A 15404-nucleotide genomic window follows, 5' to 3' on the forward strand; every position below is an offset into this window, starting at 1 on the left:
GAAGCTCGCCTTCCGCCCGGATCGACCGGGACCGGTGGGTGCCGGCCCGCACCCCGCTCGGCGGTGTTCGCCCAAGGTGGATCCCTGTCCGGGCGCGCCGTGCTCATTTCAGCCACCCCTCTCTTCGCAACGCCGTGAGAAACTCGGGGACTTCGGTGGCGACCGGGGCGTCCGGGAACGTCCTGGCCAGTTCGGTGACGATGTCCGCCACCGCACGGCTGCCGTCGCACAGGCGCAGCACCCCGCCCGCCCGGCCGTGCAGGACCACCACCCGCTCGGGCAGCAGTAACAGGTCGGTGCCGCGCACCCGGTCGTGGCGCAGCACGACCGCGCGGGCGAGGGCGGGCCGCCAGGTCATGACCCGCCCCAGCCGCCGGTGTCCCCGCGGTCCACGGCGTCGAGCAGCGCCCACAGCACCTCGCACTTGTAGGCGAGCGCGGCGACGGCGCGCTGCTGCTGCTCACGGGTGCGGGCCCAGTCCAGGACCAGGCCGAGCGCCTCTTCGCCGTCCCGGGCACCCTGGTCGACGCGGCCGCGGAAGTAGGCGAGTCCCGCCGGGTCGATCCACGGGTAGTGCCGTTCGAAGGCGGCGATGCGGGTGCGCATCAGGCCGGGCGCGGACAGCTCCGTCAGGGAGGCGGCGACCGCGTCCAGCGCGGGGCGGACCCGGCAGAAGGTGACGTACCCCTCGACCGCGAAGCGCACCCCGGGCAGCACTCGGGAGCTGTCCCACAACTGGTCCCGGGCGAGCCCGGCCGCCTCGCCGAGGCGCAGCCAGCGTTCGATACCGCCCTCATCCTCCGCGGTGCCGTCGTGGTCGCGGATGCGGCGCAGCCAGGAGCGGCGCAGCGCCGGCCGGTCCAGTTTGGCGAGGATCAGGGCGTCTTTGACGGGGATGTGCCGCTGGTAGTGGAAGCGGTTGGTGATCCAGCGGCGCAGTTCGGCCGGGGTCAGTTCGCCCCGGTGCATGCGCTGGTTGAAGGGGTGGCGGTCGTGGTAGCGGTCGGCGGTGACGGCCCGCAGCCGTTCGGTGAACTCCGTGACCGGCCAGGGGCCGGCGGTCGTCCCGGCGCGGACGCTGGTGAGGGTCATCTTGCGGGTCAGCGGTCGCCGAGGGCGTAGCCGGTCACTTCCAGGGCGGTCTCCACGACCTGATAACCAGGGCTTCGCCAGACCTTTTCATCGGATGTCTGCCGAACAATGGGTTCGGCCTGGACGTCTTCGGTGATCGTCTCGTTCATGGGCGCATACCTGCTTTCCTGAGGTTGGGGGCTCTCAGAGGGCAGAGAGGGAGTCGCGTTCACAGGGATCCGCTGGAAAACCCACAGGATGGTTCACATCCCTGTATCGGGTTCAGCGATACGTCCGACGATGCGACCAGAGTCTCGGCAGGAACGGGCCGCGGTCAATGGTCCGGACCCATGAGGTCGGATGCATTTCCGGCCAATCTCCGTCCCAGAGGCCGACTCACCGCTCGGTTCCGGCGGATTCCGGACTCAGGAATGCATCACGGCCGATGATCGTTGACGATGGGTGTACCACCTGTCGACAACCTTAAGGATCGAAAGCTCGTGAGCAGCAAGGTCCCCCCGAAAATCCTCAACAACGGCGTCGAGATGCCCCAGCTGGGCTTCGGTGTGTGGCAGGTGCCGGACGACGAGGCCGAGCGGGCCGTCGCCACGGCACTGGAGGCCGGGTACCGCAGCATCGACACAGCGGCGATCTACGGCAACGAAGAGGGCACCGGCAAGGCCATCGCCGCCTCTGGCGTCCCCCGCGAGGACTTGTTCGTCACCACCAAGCTCTGGAACGCCGACCAGGGGTACGACGCCACGCTGCGCGCCTTCGACGCGTCGCTGGCGAAGCTGGGTCTGGACCACCTGGACCTGTACCTCATCCACTGGCCGCTGCCCGCCCGGGGCAAGTACATCGACTCCTACAAGGCGTTCGAGCAGCTGCTGACCGACGGCCTCGTCAAGGCGATCGGCGTCTCCAACTTCCTCCCGGAGCACCTGGAGCGGCTGATCGAGGAGACGTCGGTCATCCCCGCGGTCAACCAGATCGAACTGCACCCGCACCTGCAGCAGCACGCGGCCCGGGAGTTCCACGCCGAGCAGGGCATCGCCACCGAGGCCTGGTCCCCGCTCGGCCAGGGCAAGGGCCTGCTGGAGGTGCCGGCGATCGTCGCCATCGCGCAGAAGCACAACCGCACCCCGGCCCAGGTCGTGCTTCGTTGGCACATCCAGCTGGGCAACGTGGTGATCCCGAAGTCGGTCACGCCGTCCCGGATCAAGGAGAACATCGAGGTGTTCGACTTCAGCCTGGACACCGAGGACCTCGCGGCGATCAGCGCGCTCAACGAGGACCGCCGCATCGGCCCGGACCCGGCCACCTTCGACATGGGCTGACCCCATGAATCGTGCCCACATGGGTCGAGCGCACATGGGCCATGCGCACGTAGGCCGAGCGCACATGGGCCATGCGCACGTAGGCCGAGCGCACATGCATCAAGCCCACATGGGTCGAGCGCACACGGGCCGGGCAACCGACATGGACTGAACGGCAGCCCCGCACACACCGGCCGTCCCGTCGTGACCACGGCGGGACGGCCGCTCGTGTTCCCCGACTCCCGTGCGGATGCGGAGCGCGTCAGTAGGTGTGCACGTCCGCGTGGACGACCTCGAACTCCTCCAGGGCGACCACGCTCACATGCGCCTTGGCGACGTCCTGGCGCCGGGCGGCCGCCTGGCCGCCGCGGGACGCGGCCATCGAGGCGCGGTCGACGAAGAGCACGCCGACCATGCCCCGGCCCAGCTGCCGGTCGACGAACAGGGCACACCGCGCGTAGCCGGGCAGCGTCTCCAGGCGGGGTATACCCGAGGACCGGAACGTCTCGATGAACAGGTCCGTGTCGGCCGGGTCGAACTCCACCCTGGTCATCCGCATGCCGCCGCCCACCCTCGGCAGCTGCACCGAGTGGAAGACGGCCACCTCGTAGTTCTCGACGGCGACGGTGCCCGCGAACGGCTCCAGCATCGGCCCGCGCCGCTCGCGCATCACCTGGTCGCTGTTGCGCCGGGCCTCCTCGGATCCCCACCAGCTCACCGCGAGCAGTTTGCCCAGATCCCGGTCGACGAAGACGCCCGCGCCCCGGTACTCGGGACGTTCCTCCAGCAGACTGCGCCCTTCGCTGTTCAGCGCCCGGATGGCTGCCTCGATCTGCGCCGGATCACCGGTGACGTACACCGTCCGTACGAACATGACCCCTCGCCTCCCAGGAGCCACCGGAGCCACCGCTCAACCCTCGCACGGCTCCTGCATAAATGTTCGGAATGTCCTGCTCCACCAGTGTTCCCCGGGGAACATTTCGCCGCAATGCATGACAATTCTCCGAGTTCACACTCAGGGGTTGACGCGGACATGCAGCCGGGTCCACCTTGTACGGCACCCGGTCAGGAAACTTTCCTAACAGAAGGGGACCCCCCACAGTGCGCATCCGAACACTGACCCTTGCCGCGGCCTCCGGGGCCGCACTGCTGGCCGCCGGAGTGCTTCCCGCGAGCGCGTCCGGCGCCACCGTCCCGAAGTCCGCTCAGGAGGGCTCGGTCAGCGCGGCCGACCTGCTCGCCAAGGTGACCTCCTGCTCCCAGATCTCCAGCGGCAAGTACAAGACCGACGACGAGACCTCGGCCACGATCCCCGTGTGCGGCAAGAACGGCGCGGTGTTCTGGAAGTCCGACATGGACATCGACTGTGACGGCCAGCGCACCACCAACTGCAACGAGGACCGCGACCCCTGGTACCAGGACGACACCGCGTTCCACCAGTCCGACGGCAAGCCGCTCAAGGCCGAGTCGCTGCCGTACGTCGTGGTGCCCAGCTCCAGCAGCATCTGGAACTACTCCAGCGCCGGCATAAAGGGCGGCGGCGTGGTCGCCGTCATCTACAACAACAAGGTCGAGTACGCGGTGGTCGGCGACACCGGCCCCACGAAGATCATCGGCGAGGCGTCGTACGCGACCGCCAAGGCGCTCGGCATCGACCCCGACCCGGCGACCGGCGGTGCCGACTCCGGCGTCACCTACATCCTGTTCAAGAACTCCAAGGTCTCCCCCATCGAGAGCCACAGCGCGGCGGTGTCCCTCGGTGACCAGCTGGCGAAGCAGTTCCTCGCCAACAACTGACCGGGGGGGCGGGCGGCCCGGTACCACGCGGTACCGGGCCGTCGGGTACGTCAGTTGGGCTGCCCCAGCGGGCGTACGACGAGGGTGTTGACGTCCACGCCGGCCGGCTGCCGGATCGCCCACACCACCGAGTCGGCGATCTGGTCGGCGGTCAGCAGCAGGCCGGGCGGCAGGTTGGCGTCCCAGAACGGGGTCTCCACCCGGCCCGGCGCGACCAGCGTGACGCCGATGCCGAACTCGGTGACCTGGCGGCGGGTGTTCTCCGCGAGCCCGGTGACCGCCCACTTGGTCGCGCCGTACAGGTTGCCGGGCGTGTTCACGAACCCGGCGACGCTGCCGACCAGGACGATCCGCCCCCGGCTCGCCTTCAGGGCGTCGACGGAGGCCCGGATCAGCAGGGCCGGGCCGAGGACGTTGGTGAGGACCATCTCGGCCCAGCCCGCCGGGTCGCCGTCGGCGACGGTGTCGTGGGTGGCGAAGCCGGCGTTGGCGACGACGGTGTCGAGCCGGCCGAACGCCTTGAGCGTGCTGTCGACCGCGGCCTGCACGTCGGCGTACTCGGCGGTGTCGCCCACGACGGTCAACAGGCCTGCCGGATCACCGAGTTCGCGGGCGAAGGCGCGCAGCCGCTCCGCACCCCGCCCGGTGACGGCCACCCGGTGGCCCGCGTCCAGCAGTTGACGCCCGACGGCGGCACCGATACCGCTGCCGCCACCGGTGATGAGCGCGACCGGAGAGTCGTTCATGGTTTCCCCCTGTGGTTGGTGATCGACCGGAGTCCATCACTTCGAGCGCTCTCGATGTCAAGAACCGCAGGTGGGGCAGTACGGCACGGAGGGGAGGTACCGCCGTCACCGCGCCCGCGTCGGACCGCCGTCCGCCCGGGCGCACAGCTCGCTCGCGCTCTCCTCGGGCCGCAACGGAACGCTCCGGTCGGGGAGATGCGGGGCGGCCACGTGCAACTCCGCTCCGGCCGCGGTGAATCCGAGGGCGAGGACCGGTCCGTCACCGGCCGGTGCGGTCGTCGGGGCCGGCCGGGTGCGGGCCGTCCCCCAGATCTGCGCCGAATCGTCGGCGATGCTCGCCGCGAGCAGTGTCCCGTCGGCGGAGAACGCCAGGGCGTGCGCACGGCGCTCGCCGGGCGGTTCGAGGAGTGCGGGACGCGGGTGGTGCACGGAGCGCGGGTGAGTGTGTACGCGCTCCGCTGCTAGACGGGCCGAACGGCCGTGTGCACCGTGCGGGCCCCGAGGACGAACACGTCGGCCCTGCGGTGCACGCTCGCCGGGTCGGCCGGGTCCAGGAGGCGGTCCAGGGTGGTGCGGTCCTCGGCGTCCAGACCCTCGCCGACGCTGTCGCGCAGTCGGGCGAGGATCTCGGTCACGTAGGCGCGGACCCGGTCGGGGGCCGGGGCGGGCAGGTCGATGAGGAAGCTGCGGCTGCGGGCGTACCTGAGCCCGGCGGAGTTGAGCAGCGCGGGCCAGTCCTCGGCCTCGGTGACGGCTCCGGGCAGGTCGGTGCGCATCTGCGCGAACCACTCCTCCTGCAGCGCGTCCAGCCGTGCCTGGAGGCCGGGCCGGCCGATGCCGATGTCCCGGGGCAGGAAGCGGCTGGGCAGGCCGCCCTCGAGGACGGCCAGGGTGCCGCCGGGGGCGAGCCGCTCGCCGAAGGCGGTGAGCGCGGCCCGCTGGTCGGCGAGGTGGTGCAGGCTGTGCCCGGCCCACAGGAGGTCCGCCGGGTAGTCCAGCTTGTCGAGGACGCCCGGGAGTTCACCGGCGAGGACGTCGAAGCGGTCCCCCACGCCGAGCCGCTCGGCGCGCGCCCTGGCCCGGTCGAGGAGCGGTTCGCTGCCGTCCACGGCCAGGACCCGCGCACCCGGGAAGACCTCGGCGAACAGACACGACACCACGCCCGGCCCGCTGCCCACGTCGACGATCAGGCCCGGCTCGGTGACCTCCCTGCCCAGCCAGCCCAGGGCGTTCTCGTAGAGCGGTGCGAACAGCTCGGCCTGCGATTCGAGGTGCGGGGCCATCTCCGCCCAGTCGATGTCGGTGTGCGCGTGGGTGTGCGCGTGGGTGTCGGTGTGCTGGTGGTGGTGATCGTGCGCCATGGGAGCAGCCTCTCGTCCGGGTGCCGCCAGGGTGCGCCGACGCACCGCCCGGAGGCCAGCCCTGTTGCCGGTGCGGCAAAAAACAAGATGCGGACGGCAAGGCCGGCGGGCCACCATGCCCGGATGGACGACGAGCTGGTGGAGCGCTTCCTGACCGACGGCTTCGTGAAGATCGAGGGGGCCGTCGCGCCCCGGGTCGCCGAGGGCTGCGCCCGGCGGCTGTGGCGGGAGACGGGGTACGACCCCGAGGACCCGGGCACCTGGAAGGATCCGGTGGTCTGGGTGGCCGGCCTGGCCGACGGCCCGTTCGCCGCCGCACCCAACTCCCCCGCGCTGCATGAGGCGTTCGACCTGCTGGTCGGTGAACGGCGCTGGGACCCGCGCTACTCGCTGGGTGCCTTCCCGCTCAGGTTCCCGCACCGTGAGGAGCCGGATGACGCGGGCTGGCACATCGACACGAGTTTCCAGCCGGAGGGCACCACCGACTGGTACGCCAACGTGTGGTCCAGGGAGCGCGCCCTGCTGATGCTGTTCCTGTTCAGTGAGGTGACCGAGGAGGACGCCCCGACCCGCATCCGGGTCGGCTCGCACCTGGACGTGCCCCGGATCCTGGAGCCGTACGGCGTCGAGGGTGCCACGCTGGGCGAGCTCGGCCCGCAGGTGGCGGCGGCCTCCGCGCACCGCCCGGTCGCTCTCGCCACCGGCCGGCCGGGTGACGTGTACCTGTGCCACCCGTTCCTGGTCCATGCCGCCCAGCCGAACCACGGCACGCGACCGCGCTTCCTGGCCCAGCCGCCGCTGTACCTGAACGCGCCCCTGGACCTGGACCGCCCCGACGGGACCTGCTCGCCGGTCGAGATCGCGGTCCGCCGGGGCCTGTCCCTGGGCTCTGCGCAGGGCTGACCCCGGCGGACGGTCACCGTCCTACGACAGCGGCGGGTAGGCGTTCTGCATCAGTTGCTGGAACTGGGCGGAGAACCAGTGCCCGGACAGCGGCGCGTTCGGCAGGGCGCCGGACATGCTGTTGCCGTTGCGGGCGTTGCCCGTGTACGTCGGGTCGCACATCTGGTCGAAGCCCTTGCCCTCGTCGTTCGGGATGGCGGTGCTGGAGCCGTCGGACTCGCCCGGGGGCTTCATCCAGACGTAGGCGTCGATCCCGGTGGCCGGGGCGGCCTGCGGGCGCTCGCCGAGGCCGGCTCCGGCCTGGTTGCACCAGTTGCCGACGTGGATCCGGCGGTCGTAGCGGCCGCCGTCGACGTAGGTGTCCACGCTGGTCGTCGCGCCGGGGCCGGTCGGGCGGGCGCTGCCGCCCCAGCCGTTGCGGGAGGTGTCGATCAGCATGCCGATGCCGGAGTTGAAGCCGACCGAGACCAGCTGGGTGCGGAAGGCCTGGGCGAAGGACAGCTCGTCGACGTACCGGTTCCAGTCGACCCACTTGGACTGCCGCACGGAGGTGCCGTTCACCGTGTCGTTGACGGTGAAGTTGTTCTCCTTCAGGGCGCTGTAGTTGGCCGTGTTGGTGATGAACCCGGCGACGTCGTCGACGGTGGCGCCCTCACTGGTCGCCGCCTGCTTGAAGATGGTGGCCGCCGGGGCGAAGTTGTCGTCCCAGCCGAGCCAGCCGTGGTGGCCGGCGTCGAGGTAGTTGTAGACGTTCGGGATGGCGCCGAGCTTGGCGAGGGCGTAGCCGACGCCCTTCACGTAGTTGCCGTTGGCCAGCATGGTGTCGCAGTTGGCGGTGGCGGTGGCCCGGCTGCCGGTGTTGGTCACCAGGTTGGGCAGCGAGTCGATCTCGATGGTGGTGACGATCCGCAGCGAGGCGTACTTGGGGTCGGCGAGGATCGTCGCGATCGGGTCGATGAACTGCGTCTTGTACTTGTCGATCTCCGTCGGGCCGAGCTCGCCGTTGGACGCGAGGGCCGCGCAGTCCCGTCCGGGCAGGTCGTAGACGACCAGCTGGACGACCTCCTCGCCGCTGCCCTTCTGGGCGAGGGCGGCGTCCAGGTGGGCGCGCAGACCCATGCCGGTGCCGGTGCCGGCGATCGCGGCGATACGGTCGAGCCAGACGCCGGTGGGCTGGTTGGAGACCCGGCTGCCGCCCGGTTCGGCGGCGGCCTTCGCGGACCACTCGGGGTTCACGTACACCTTGGCGCCGGAGTACGGGTTGTCGACGCGGGTGCCGCTGCCACCGCCCCCGTTGTCCCCGCCGCCCCCGCCGCTGCCGTCGTCGACGTTGCAGGTGACGCCGTCGAGGGTGAAGGCGGTCGGGAGCGCGTTGGTACCGCTGTAGGACCCGTTGAAGCCGAAGCTGACCGAACCGCCGGTCGCCAACGTGCCGTTGTAGGTCTCGTTGGCCGCGGTGACGGCGGTGCCGTTCTGGCTGATCTTGCTGTTCCAGAAGCTGGTCACCTTCTGGTTCCCGGCGTACGACCACTTCACCGCCCAACTCGACTTCGCCGCCGAGTTGTTGGTGACGGTCACGGCGGCGGTGAAGCCGGCGCCCCAGTCGTTCTGGATCTTGTAGTCGACGGTGCAGGGAATCGCGGAGATCGCCGCCTGCGAGGAGGTGGTGACGGCGACCGCCGGACCGGCCACCCCGGCGACGAGCGCCAGGGCGGCGAGTAACGAAGTTCTGGTACGGCTCATGAGTGCGGGTTTCCTTCTTCTTCGGTGGATGGGCTAGGAGTTGACGGCCCGGAGGTGGTCGCGCAGACCGGCGCCGTACGCCGTCGGCGTACCGCTGTAGTCGGAGATCAGGGACGGGCCGGAGGAGCAGTCCCAGGTGTTCCAGGTCCAGCCCAGGTAGGACAGGCCGCGGTCGTCGAACCACTTCATGACCTGGTCCACGAAGGCGTGTGAGCAGGTGTTCTCGCCGATCTCCCCGGCGACCAGCGGCACCTGGGCCGCGACCGGGGCGAGGGTGGAGTTCCAGCAGCTCTCACTGGCGCAGGTGTTGAAGTTGTAGACGTGGTAGGAGGCGACGAGATTGCCGGCCGGGTCGGTGGGCTTGTACGCCGGCCACTGGCTGAGGTCGTTGGAGTACGCCAGCCCGCCGATCATGATCACGTTCTTCGCGCCCGCCGACCGGATGCCGTTCACCAGATCCTGCATGCCGGCGACCTCGTACCCGATCCCCGGGCAGGTGCCGCCGTCCCGCCAGCACGCCCAGGCCTGGGCGGTGGTGGCGGTGGCCCGGTCCGGGTACGGCTCGTTGAACAGGTCGAACACGGCCGCCGGGTCGTCCTTGAAGGTGCCGGCCACCGAGGACCAGAAGGACGGGCTGTACTGCGCGTCCGGCATCGGCTTCTGGCAGGTGGCGTGCACGTCGGAGCAGCCGGCGGAGTTGCCGGTGTACTGGCCGTAGGACCAGTGCAGATCGAGGATCGGTGTCATGCCGAACGACTCGACGCGGGCCACCAGGTCCTTGACCGCGTTGATGTAGTTGGCGCCCGCGTACTCGGGCTTGACGTTGGACAGGCCAAGCCAGCACTCCTCGTTGAGCGGGATGCGGACCGCGTTCGCCTTCCAGTCGGCGATCGCCTTGATCGCCGCGTCGTCCACCGGGCCGTCCCAGATCCCGTAGCCCTGCACGCACATGAACTCGCCGCCGGAACGGTTCACGCCGAGCAGCCGGTGGGCCGTGCCGCCCGCGTCCACGAGCTTGCTGCCCGAGACGTGCAGGGCGGGCGCCGTGCCGGTGCCGGGCGGCCCGGTCGGGGCCGGGGTCGGGGTCGGGGTGGGTTCAGAATCGACGTTGCAGGTCGTGCCGTTGAGCGTGAACGCCGTCGGCACGGCGTTGCTGCCGGACCAGGAGCCGAGGAACCCGGCGCTGACACTGGCGCCGGTGGCCAGCGAACCGTTCCAGCTCTCGTTCGCGGCGGTGACCGCGGTACCGGACTGGGACCACTTGGCGCTCCAGCCCTGGGTGACCTTCTGACCGTTCGCGAAGCCGAAGCCGAGGCTCCAACCGCTCATGGCCGCCATGTTGTTGGTGATGGTCACGGAGGCCTGGAAGCCGGTGTCCCACTGGCCGGTGACCGTGTACTGCACCGTGCACGCCGGCGTTGCTCCGGACGCCGACACCACCGGCACCAGCGCGGACCCGACGAGGGCTACCGCACCGGCGACGGCTAAAAGAACTGAACGCGGGGGGTGTCGCATGAGCGACTCCTTGCAGCTCGGGCGCGTCGTGACCGACGCGTCGACTGAACGGAATCGCTCCCACTGGTGCGAAGGAAGGTAGCGCCAAGTGCCGTTGAAGACCAGGGCAGTTGCTTGACTTTTCCGCAGCGGCGTCCGTCGAATCTTTTCGACTCTTCGACAGCCTTGACCGAACCATGTCACGTCTCCACTATGGGAGCGCTCCCACTGGTTCAAGCCTTGACTTCTCCCCGAGCCGCAAGCGCAAGGAGGAACCAGCACATGTATCCCGCACACCCCCCGCACCCCGGGCGCAGGCGCAGAGCCGTACGACGGTTGTGGACGGCCGTCGTCGCCGCCCTCGCCCTGCCCCTGTCGATGCTCGCCACCGGCACGACCCCCGCCCACGCGGCGACGGTCCAGTGCAGCGTCGATTACAAAACCAACGACTGGGGCACCGGCTTCACGGCCGACCTGACCCTCACCAACCGCGGCACCGACGCGATCAACGGCTGGACGCTGACGTACGCGTACACGGGCAACCAGAAGCTGACGAACGGCTGGAACGGCACCTGGTCCCAGTCCGGCACCTCGGTCACCGTGCAGAACGCGTCGTACAACGGCACGATCGCGGCGGGCGCGGCGGTGTCGACGGGCGCCCAGTTCTCGTACACCGGCGGCAACGCCGCGCCCACCGGTTTCGCGGTCAACGGCACGACCTGCGCCGGGGCGCACCAGCCGCCGGTCACCGTGCTGACCAGCCCGAGCGCGGGCGCGGTCTACACACAGGGCGACGCGGTGCCGCTGGCGGCGACCGCGGCGGCGGTCGACGGCGCGACGATCAGCAGGATCGAGTTCTACGACGACACCACCCTGCTGGGGACGGACACCACGTCGCCGTACTCGCTCTCGGTCACCGGTCTGGCCGTGGGCAGCCATTCGCTGGTGGCGAAGGCGTACGACAGCCTGGGCGCGTCCGCCTCCTCGACCCCGGTCGGCATCACGGTCGCCTCCGGTCCCGCCGTGGTCGCCTCGCCGACCCAACTGGGCATCCAGCAGGGCGCGACCGGCACCTTCGGGGTGAGCCTGTCCAAGCAGCCGGCCGCCAACGTGACGGTGTCGGTGGCCCGGACGGCCGGGAACACCGGGCTGTCGGTGAGCGCCGGATCGTCGCTGACCTTCACCCCGTCCAACTGGAGCACCGCGCAGAAGGTGACCGTCGCCGCGGACACCGCCGGCACCGGCACCGCGACCTTCACCGCGTCCGCGACCGGCTACACGAGCGCCGCGGTCACCGTGACGGAGCTGGCCGCGTCGAAGGCGTACGACGCACGCTTCCTGGACCTCTACGGGAAGATCACCAACCCGGCGAACGGCTACTTCTCCCCCGAGGGCATCCCGTACCACTCGGTGGAGACACTGGTCGTCGAGGCCCCGGACCAGGGTCATGAGACCACGTCGGAGGCCTACAGTTACCTTCTCTGGCTGCAGGCCATGTACGGCAAGGTCACCGGTGACTGGTCCAAGTTCAATGGTGCGTGGGCCCTCATGGAGAAGTACATGATCCCGGCCCACGCCGACCAGCCGACGAACTCCTTCTACAACGCGTCCAAACCGGCCACCTACGCACCGGAGCTGGACACCCCGAACGAGTACCCGGCGAAGCTGGACACCTCGGTGCCGGTGGGCTCGGACCCGATCGCCGCCGAACTGAAGACCGCGTACGGCACGGACGACGTCTACGGCATGCACTGGCTGGAGGACGTGGACAACGTCTACGGCTACGGTGACACTCCGGGCGGCGGCTGCGAGGCGGGCCCGACGGCCGACGGGCCGTCGTACATCAACACCTTCCAGCGCGGCGTGCAGGAGTCGGTGTGGGAGACGGTCCCGCAGCCGACCTGCGACGCCTTCAAGTACGGCGGGACGAACGGGTACCTGGACCTGTTCACCGGCGACTCGTCCTACGCCAGGCAGTGGAAGTACACGGACGCCCCGGACGCCGACGCGCGGGCGGTGCAGGCCGCGTACTGGGCGGACGTGTGGGCGAAGGCGCAGGGCAAGGGCGCCGACGTCTCCGCCACCGTCGGCAAGGCGGCGAAGATGGGCGACTACCTGCGTTACGCCATGTACGACAAGTACTTCAAGAAGATCGGCAACTGCGTCGGCCCGTCCACCTGCCCGGCCGGCACCGGCAAGGACGCCTCGGACTACCTGCTGTCCTGGTACTACGCGTGGGGCGGGGCGACCGATACGAGTGCGGGCTGGGCGTGGCGGATCGGCTCCAGCCATGTGCACGGGGGCTACCAGAACCCGCTGGCCGCGTACGCGCTCAGCTCGAACGCCGACCTGAAGCCCAAGTCGGCGACCGGGGCGGCGGACTGGAGTACGTCACTGACCCGGCAGCTGGAGTTCTACCGCTGGCTGCAGTCCTCCGAGGGCGCCATCGCGGGCGGGGCGACGAACAGCTGGCAGGGCCGGTACGCCAGTCCGCCGGCCGGTACCTCGACCTTCTACGGCATGTACTACGACTGGGAGCCGGTCTACCACGACCCGCCGTCCAACCAGTGGTTCGGCTTCCAGGCCTGGTCGATGGAGCGGGTCGCCGAGTACTACCAGCAGACCGGGAACGCCACGGCCAAGGCGGTACTCGACAAGTGGGTGGCCTGGGCGCTGTCCAAGACCACGATCAACCCGGACGGCACCTACCAGATCCCCTCGACCCTCCAGTGGTCGGGCCAGCCCGACACCTGGAACGCCTCAAGTCCCGGCTCCAACAGCGGACTTCACGTCACCGTCGCCGACTACACGAACGACGTGGGCGTGGCGGCCGCGTACGCCAAGACGTTGACGTACTACGCCGCCAAGTCCGGCAACGCGACGGCCAAGTCGACGGCCAAGGCGCTGCTCGACGGCATGTGGGCCAACTACCAGGACAGCCTGGGGATCGCGGTACCGGAGACGCGGGCCGACTACAGCCGCTTCGACGACAGTGTGTACGTCCCGAGCGGGTGGTCCGGGAAGATGCCGAACGGCGACACGGTCAACTCGTCGTCGACGTTCGCCTCGCTGCGGTCCTTCTATCAGAGCGACCCTGCGTGGTCGAAGATCCAGAGCTATCTGGCGGGCGGGGCCGCGCCCGTGTTCACGTATCACCGGTTCTGGGCCCAGGCGGACATCGCGCTGGCGATGGGGTCGTACGCGGAGCTTCTCGAGTAGTCCCGGTGATTGCGGTGGCCGGCTGCGGGTTTCGTCGTGGCTGGTCGCGCAGTTCCCCGCGCCCCTTCGGGGCACGGGGGCCAGGTCGGCCGGGCGTCCCCCACCCGCACTGGGGGACGCCCGGCAACTGTCACACCGCGCAGTAAGCGCTTGCCGCCGACAGCTGACGGCCGGGGCGTGATCTACGGCGACACGTCCGGAGGCGGTGACGACGGCGGAGGCGGCACGGATCCCACCCCGACCGGCGCCTGCACGGTCACCTACGGCGTCACCAGCCAGTGGACGGGCGGTTTCCAGGCGGACGTACGACTCACCAACACCGGCTCGGCGCCCTGGACCGGCTGGTCCCTGGCCTGGTCCTTCCCGAACGGCCAGACCGTCGGCCGGCTCTGGAACGCCGACTGGACCCAGTCCGGCGCGTCGGTGACGGCGAAGAACGTCAGCTGGAACGGCACGGTCGCCGCCGGCTCCTCGGTGTCCGTCCAGATAGGCGTTGATGGCGGCCTGCTGGCCGGGCGCGGCTTCACGGGTACCTGGGCGGGGGCGAACACCGAACCCACGTCCTTCGAACTGGGCGACCAGACCTGCACGGTCGCCTGACGGACGAGGGCGCGTGCCGCACCGGGCACGCGCTCTCCCGGCCGCTCGGCGGGTGGGATCAGCGGACGATCAGTCGGTGCGGTCCCGCCGGGACCAGTTCGCCGATGACCGGAGCACCCGGGACCTCGCCGGCGACGAGGAGGCCGCCGGAGGTCTGGGCGTCGGCGAGGAGGAGCCGGGTCAGGTCGTCGGCGTCGCCGAAGTCGGTGTGCGGGGTGACCCATGCGAGGTTGCGGCGGGTGCCGCCGCTGATGTGTCCGGTGCGGGCGGCCTCCCTGGCACCGTCGAGGAACGGCACCGCGGCGGAGTCGACGACGGCGGTCACGCCCGAGGCGCGGGCGAGCTTGTACAGGTGTCCCAGCAGGCCGAAGCCGGTGACGTCGGTGGCGCAGACCGCCCCCGCGGCCACCGCGGCGCGCGCCGCGTCGCCGTTGAGCGCCACCATCGTCTCGATCGCCTGCGGGAAGACCTCGCCGGTCGTCTTGTGCAGGTTGTTGAGGACTCCCAGGCCCAGCGGTTTGGTCAGTGACAGTGGCGTCCCCGACCGTCCCGCGTCGTTGCGCAGGAGACGGTCCGGATCGACGGTGCCGGTCACCGCCATGCCGTACTTGGGTTCCGGGTCGTCCACGCTGTGGCCGCCCGCCACGACGCAGCCCGCCGCCGCGGCGATGTCCATTCCGCCGCGCAGTACCTCTCGTGCCAGATCGAACGGCAGCACGTCACGGGGCCAGCACAGGAGGTTGACCGCCACGAGCGGGGTGCCGCCCATGGCGTAGACGTCGGAGAGCGCGTTGGCGGCGGCGATGCGGCCCCAGTCGTAGGGATCGTCGACCACCGGGGTGAAGAAGTCCGCCGTGGCGACGGCGGCGGTCGCGGAGGCGTTGCCCGGCAGTCGGATGACCGCCGCGTCGTCGCCGGCTTCGAGGCCCACGAGCAGGTCACCCGTGGCGACGCCGGACATCCCCGGGGCCGTCAGTCCGGCGACGATCTCCTCGAGTTCACCAGGGGGAATCTTGCAGGCACAACCGCCGCCGTGTGCGTACTGCGTGAGCCGCACGGTCCCCTGCTTCTGTGGCTCGTGGACGCCGGTTCGTGTGCCTGTCATGGCTGCATCAGTCCTTGCGGGTGAAGGGGGAGCGCCGTGTGGCGCGTTG

14 protein-coding genes and 1 pseudogene are annotated in these 15404 nt (G+C 70.2%); 5 read left to right on the forward strand and 10 right to left on the reverse strand.

What is annotated here, in order from left to right:
- Positions 1-103 precede the first annotated feature (103 nt).
- From pqqD to ACZ4N4_RS08045, 3 genes are read right to left on the reverse strand one after another with little or no spacing between them, the layout of a single operon-like run.
- Positions 104-358: a pyrroloquinoline quinone biosynthesis peptide chaperone PqqD gene (pqqD, locus tag ACZ4N4_RS08035; protein WP_453569715.1), complete on the reverse strand. Its 255-nt coding sequence runs from the start codon at positions 356-358 to the stop codon at positions 104-106.
- Positions 355-1092 carry a pyrroloquinoline-quinone synthase PqqC gene (gene pqqC / locus ACZ4N4_RS08040; RefSeq protein WP_467585790.1) on the reverse strand — a complete coding sequence of 246 codons (738 nt, stop codon included), beginning with the start codon at positions 1090-1092 and terminating at the stop codon, positions 355-357. The genes pqqD and pqqC overlap by 4 nt, the downstream gene beginning before the upstream one ends.
- Before the next feature lie 8 nt (positions 1093-1100).
- Complete coding sequence (locus ACZ4N4_RS08045) at positions 1101-1241, reverse strand: pyrroloquinoline quinone precursor peptide PqqA (RefSeq protein WP_467585793.1); 141 nt, start codon at positions 1239-1241, stop codon at positions 1101-1103.
- 330 nt (positions 1242-1571) lie between these two features.
- Here ACZ4N4_RS08045 and ACZ4N4_RS08050 point away from each other — a divergent pair, with 330 nt between their 5' ends.
- Positions 1572-2408, forward strand: a complete 837-nt coding sequence (locus tag ACZ4N4_RS08050) for an aldo/keto reductase (protein WP_453569708.1) — start codon at positions 1572-1574, stop codon at positions 2406-2408.
- 241 nt (positions 2409-2649) lie between these two features.
- On the opposite strand, the gene ACZ4N4_RS08055 is transcribed toward ACZ4N4_RS08050, so the two are convergent.
- Positions 2650-3261, reverse strand: a complete 612-nt coding sequence (locus tag ACZ4N4_RS08055) for a hypothetical protein (RefSeq protein WP_467585796.1) — start codon at positions 3259-3261, stop codon at positions 2650-2652.
- Between the two features lie 227 nt (positions 3262-3488).
- Between ACZ4N4_RS08055 and ACZ4N4_RS08060 the strand changes: the two genes are divergently transcribed.
- Positions 3489-4184 (forward strand): glycoside hydrolase family 75 protein, encoded by a 696-nt coding sequence (locus tag ACZ4N4_RS08060; RefSeq protein ID WP_351730417.1) that lies wholly within the window; start codon positions 3489-3491, stop codon positions 4182-4184.
- A gap of 50 nt (positions 4185-4234) precedes the next feature.
- On the opposite strand, the gene ACZ4N4_RS08065 is transcribed toward ACZ4N4_RS08060, so the two are convergent.
- The 3 genes from ACZ4N4_RS08065 to ACZ4N4_RS08075 all read right to left on the reverse strand — a co-directional run bounded on the left by ACZ4N4_RS08065 (position 4235) and on the right by ACZ4N4_RS08075 (position 6291).
- Complete coding sequence (locus ACZ4N4_RS08065; RefSeq protein ID WP_467585799.1) at positions 4235-4930, reverse strand: SDR family oxidoreductase; 696 nt, start codon at positions 4928-4930, stop codon at positions 4235-4237.
- Between the two features lie 105 nt (positions 4931-5035).
- Entirely contained in the window at positions 5036-5359 is a 324-nt protein-coding gene (locus ACZ4N4_RS08070) for a hypothetical protein (RefSeq protein ID WP_467585801.1), read from the reverse strand.
- Positions 5360-5391: 32 nt separating this feature from the next.
- Positions 5392-6291: a class I SAM-dependent methyltransferase gene (locus ACZ4N4_RS08075; RefSeq protein WP_467585804.1), complete on the reverse strand. Its 900-nt coding sequence runs from the start codon at positions 6289-6291 to the stop codon at positions 5392-5394.
- Positions 6292-6414: 123 nt separating this feature from the next.
- On the opposite strand from ACZ4N4_RS08075, the gene ACZ4N4_RS08080 reads away from it, so the two are divergent.
- Positions 6415-7194, forward strand: a complete 780-nt coding sequence (locus ACZ4N4_RS08080; RefSeq protein WP_467585806.1) for a phytanoyl-CoA dioxygenase family protein — start codon at positions 6415-6417, stop codon at positions 7192-7194.
- Between the two features lie 21 nt (positions 7195-7215).
- On the opposite strand, the gene ACZ4N4_RS08085 is transcribed toward ACZ4N4_RS08080, so the two are convergent.
- Positions 7216-8937 (reverse strand): glycoside hydrolase family 6 protein, encoded by a 1722-nt coding sequence (locus tag ACZ4N4_RS08085; RefSeq protein ID WP_467585809.1) that lies wholly within the window; start codon positions 8935-8937, stop codon positions 7216-7218.
- Positions 8938-8970: 33 nt separating this feature from the next.
- Complete coding sequence (locus ACZ4N4_RS08090) at positions 8971-10452, reverse strand: cellulase family glycosylhydrolase (protein ID WP_467585811.1); 1482 nt, start codon at positions 10450-10452, stop codon at positions 8971-8973.
- 261 nt (positions 10453-10713) lie between these two features.
- Between ACZ4N4_RS08090 and ACZ4N4_RS08095 the strand changes: the two genes are divergently transcribed.
- Entirely contained in the window at positions 10714-13650 is a 2937-nt protein-coding gene (locus ACZ4N4_RS08095; protein ID WP_467585814.1) for a glycoside hydrolase family 48 protein, read from the forward strand.
- Positions 13651-13815: 165 nt separating this feature from the next.
- Positions 13816-14250, forward strand: a pseudogene (locus ACZ4N4_RS08100) (cellulose binding domain-containing protein); the annotation flags it as partial.
- A 58-nt stretch (positions 14251-14308) separates the two neighbouring features.
- Here ACZ4N4_RS08100 and selD read toward each other — a convergent pair.
- A complete protein-coding gene (selD, locus tag ACZ4N4_RS08105) occupies positions 14309-15355 on the reverse strand; it encodes a selenide, water dikinase SelD (RefSeq protein WP_467585816.1) in 1047 nt (348 codons plus the stop codon).
- Positions 15356-15404: the final 49 nt, after the last annotated feature.

Source organism: Streptomyces sp. NPDC026538, from assembly GCF_055567535.1.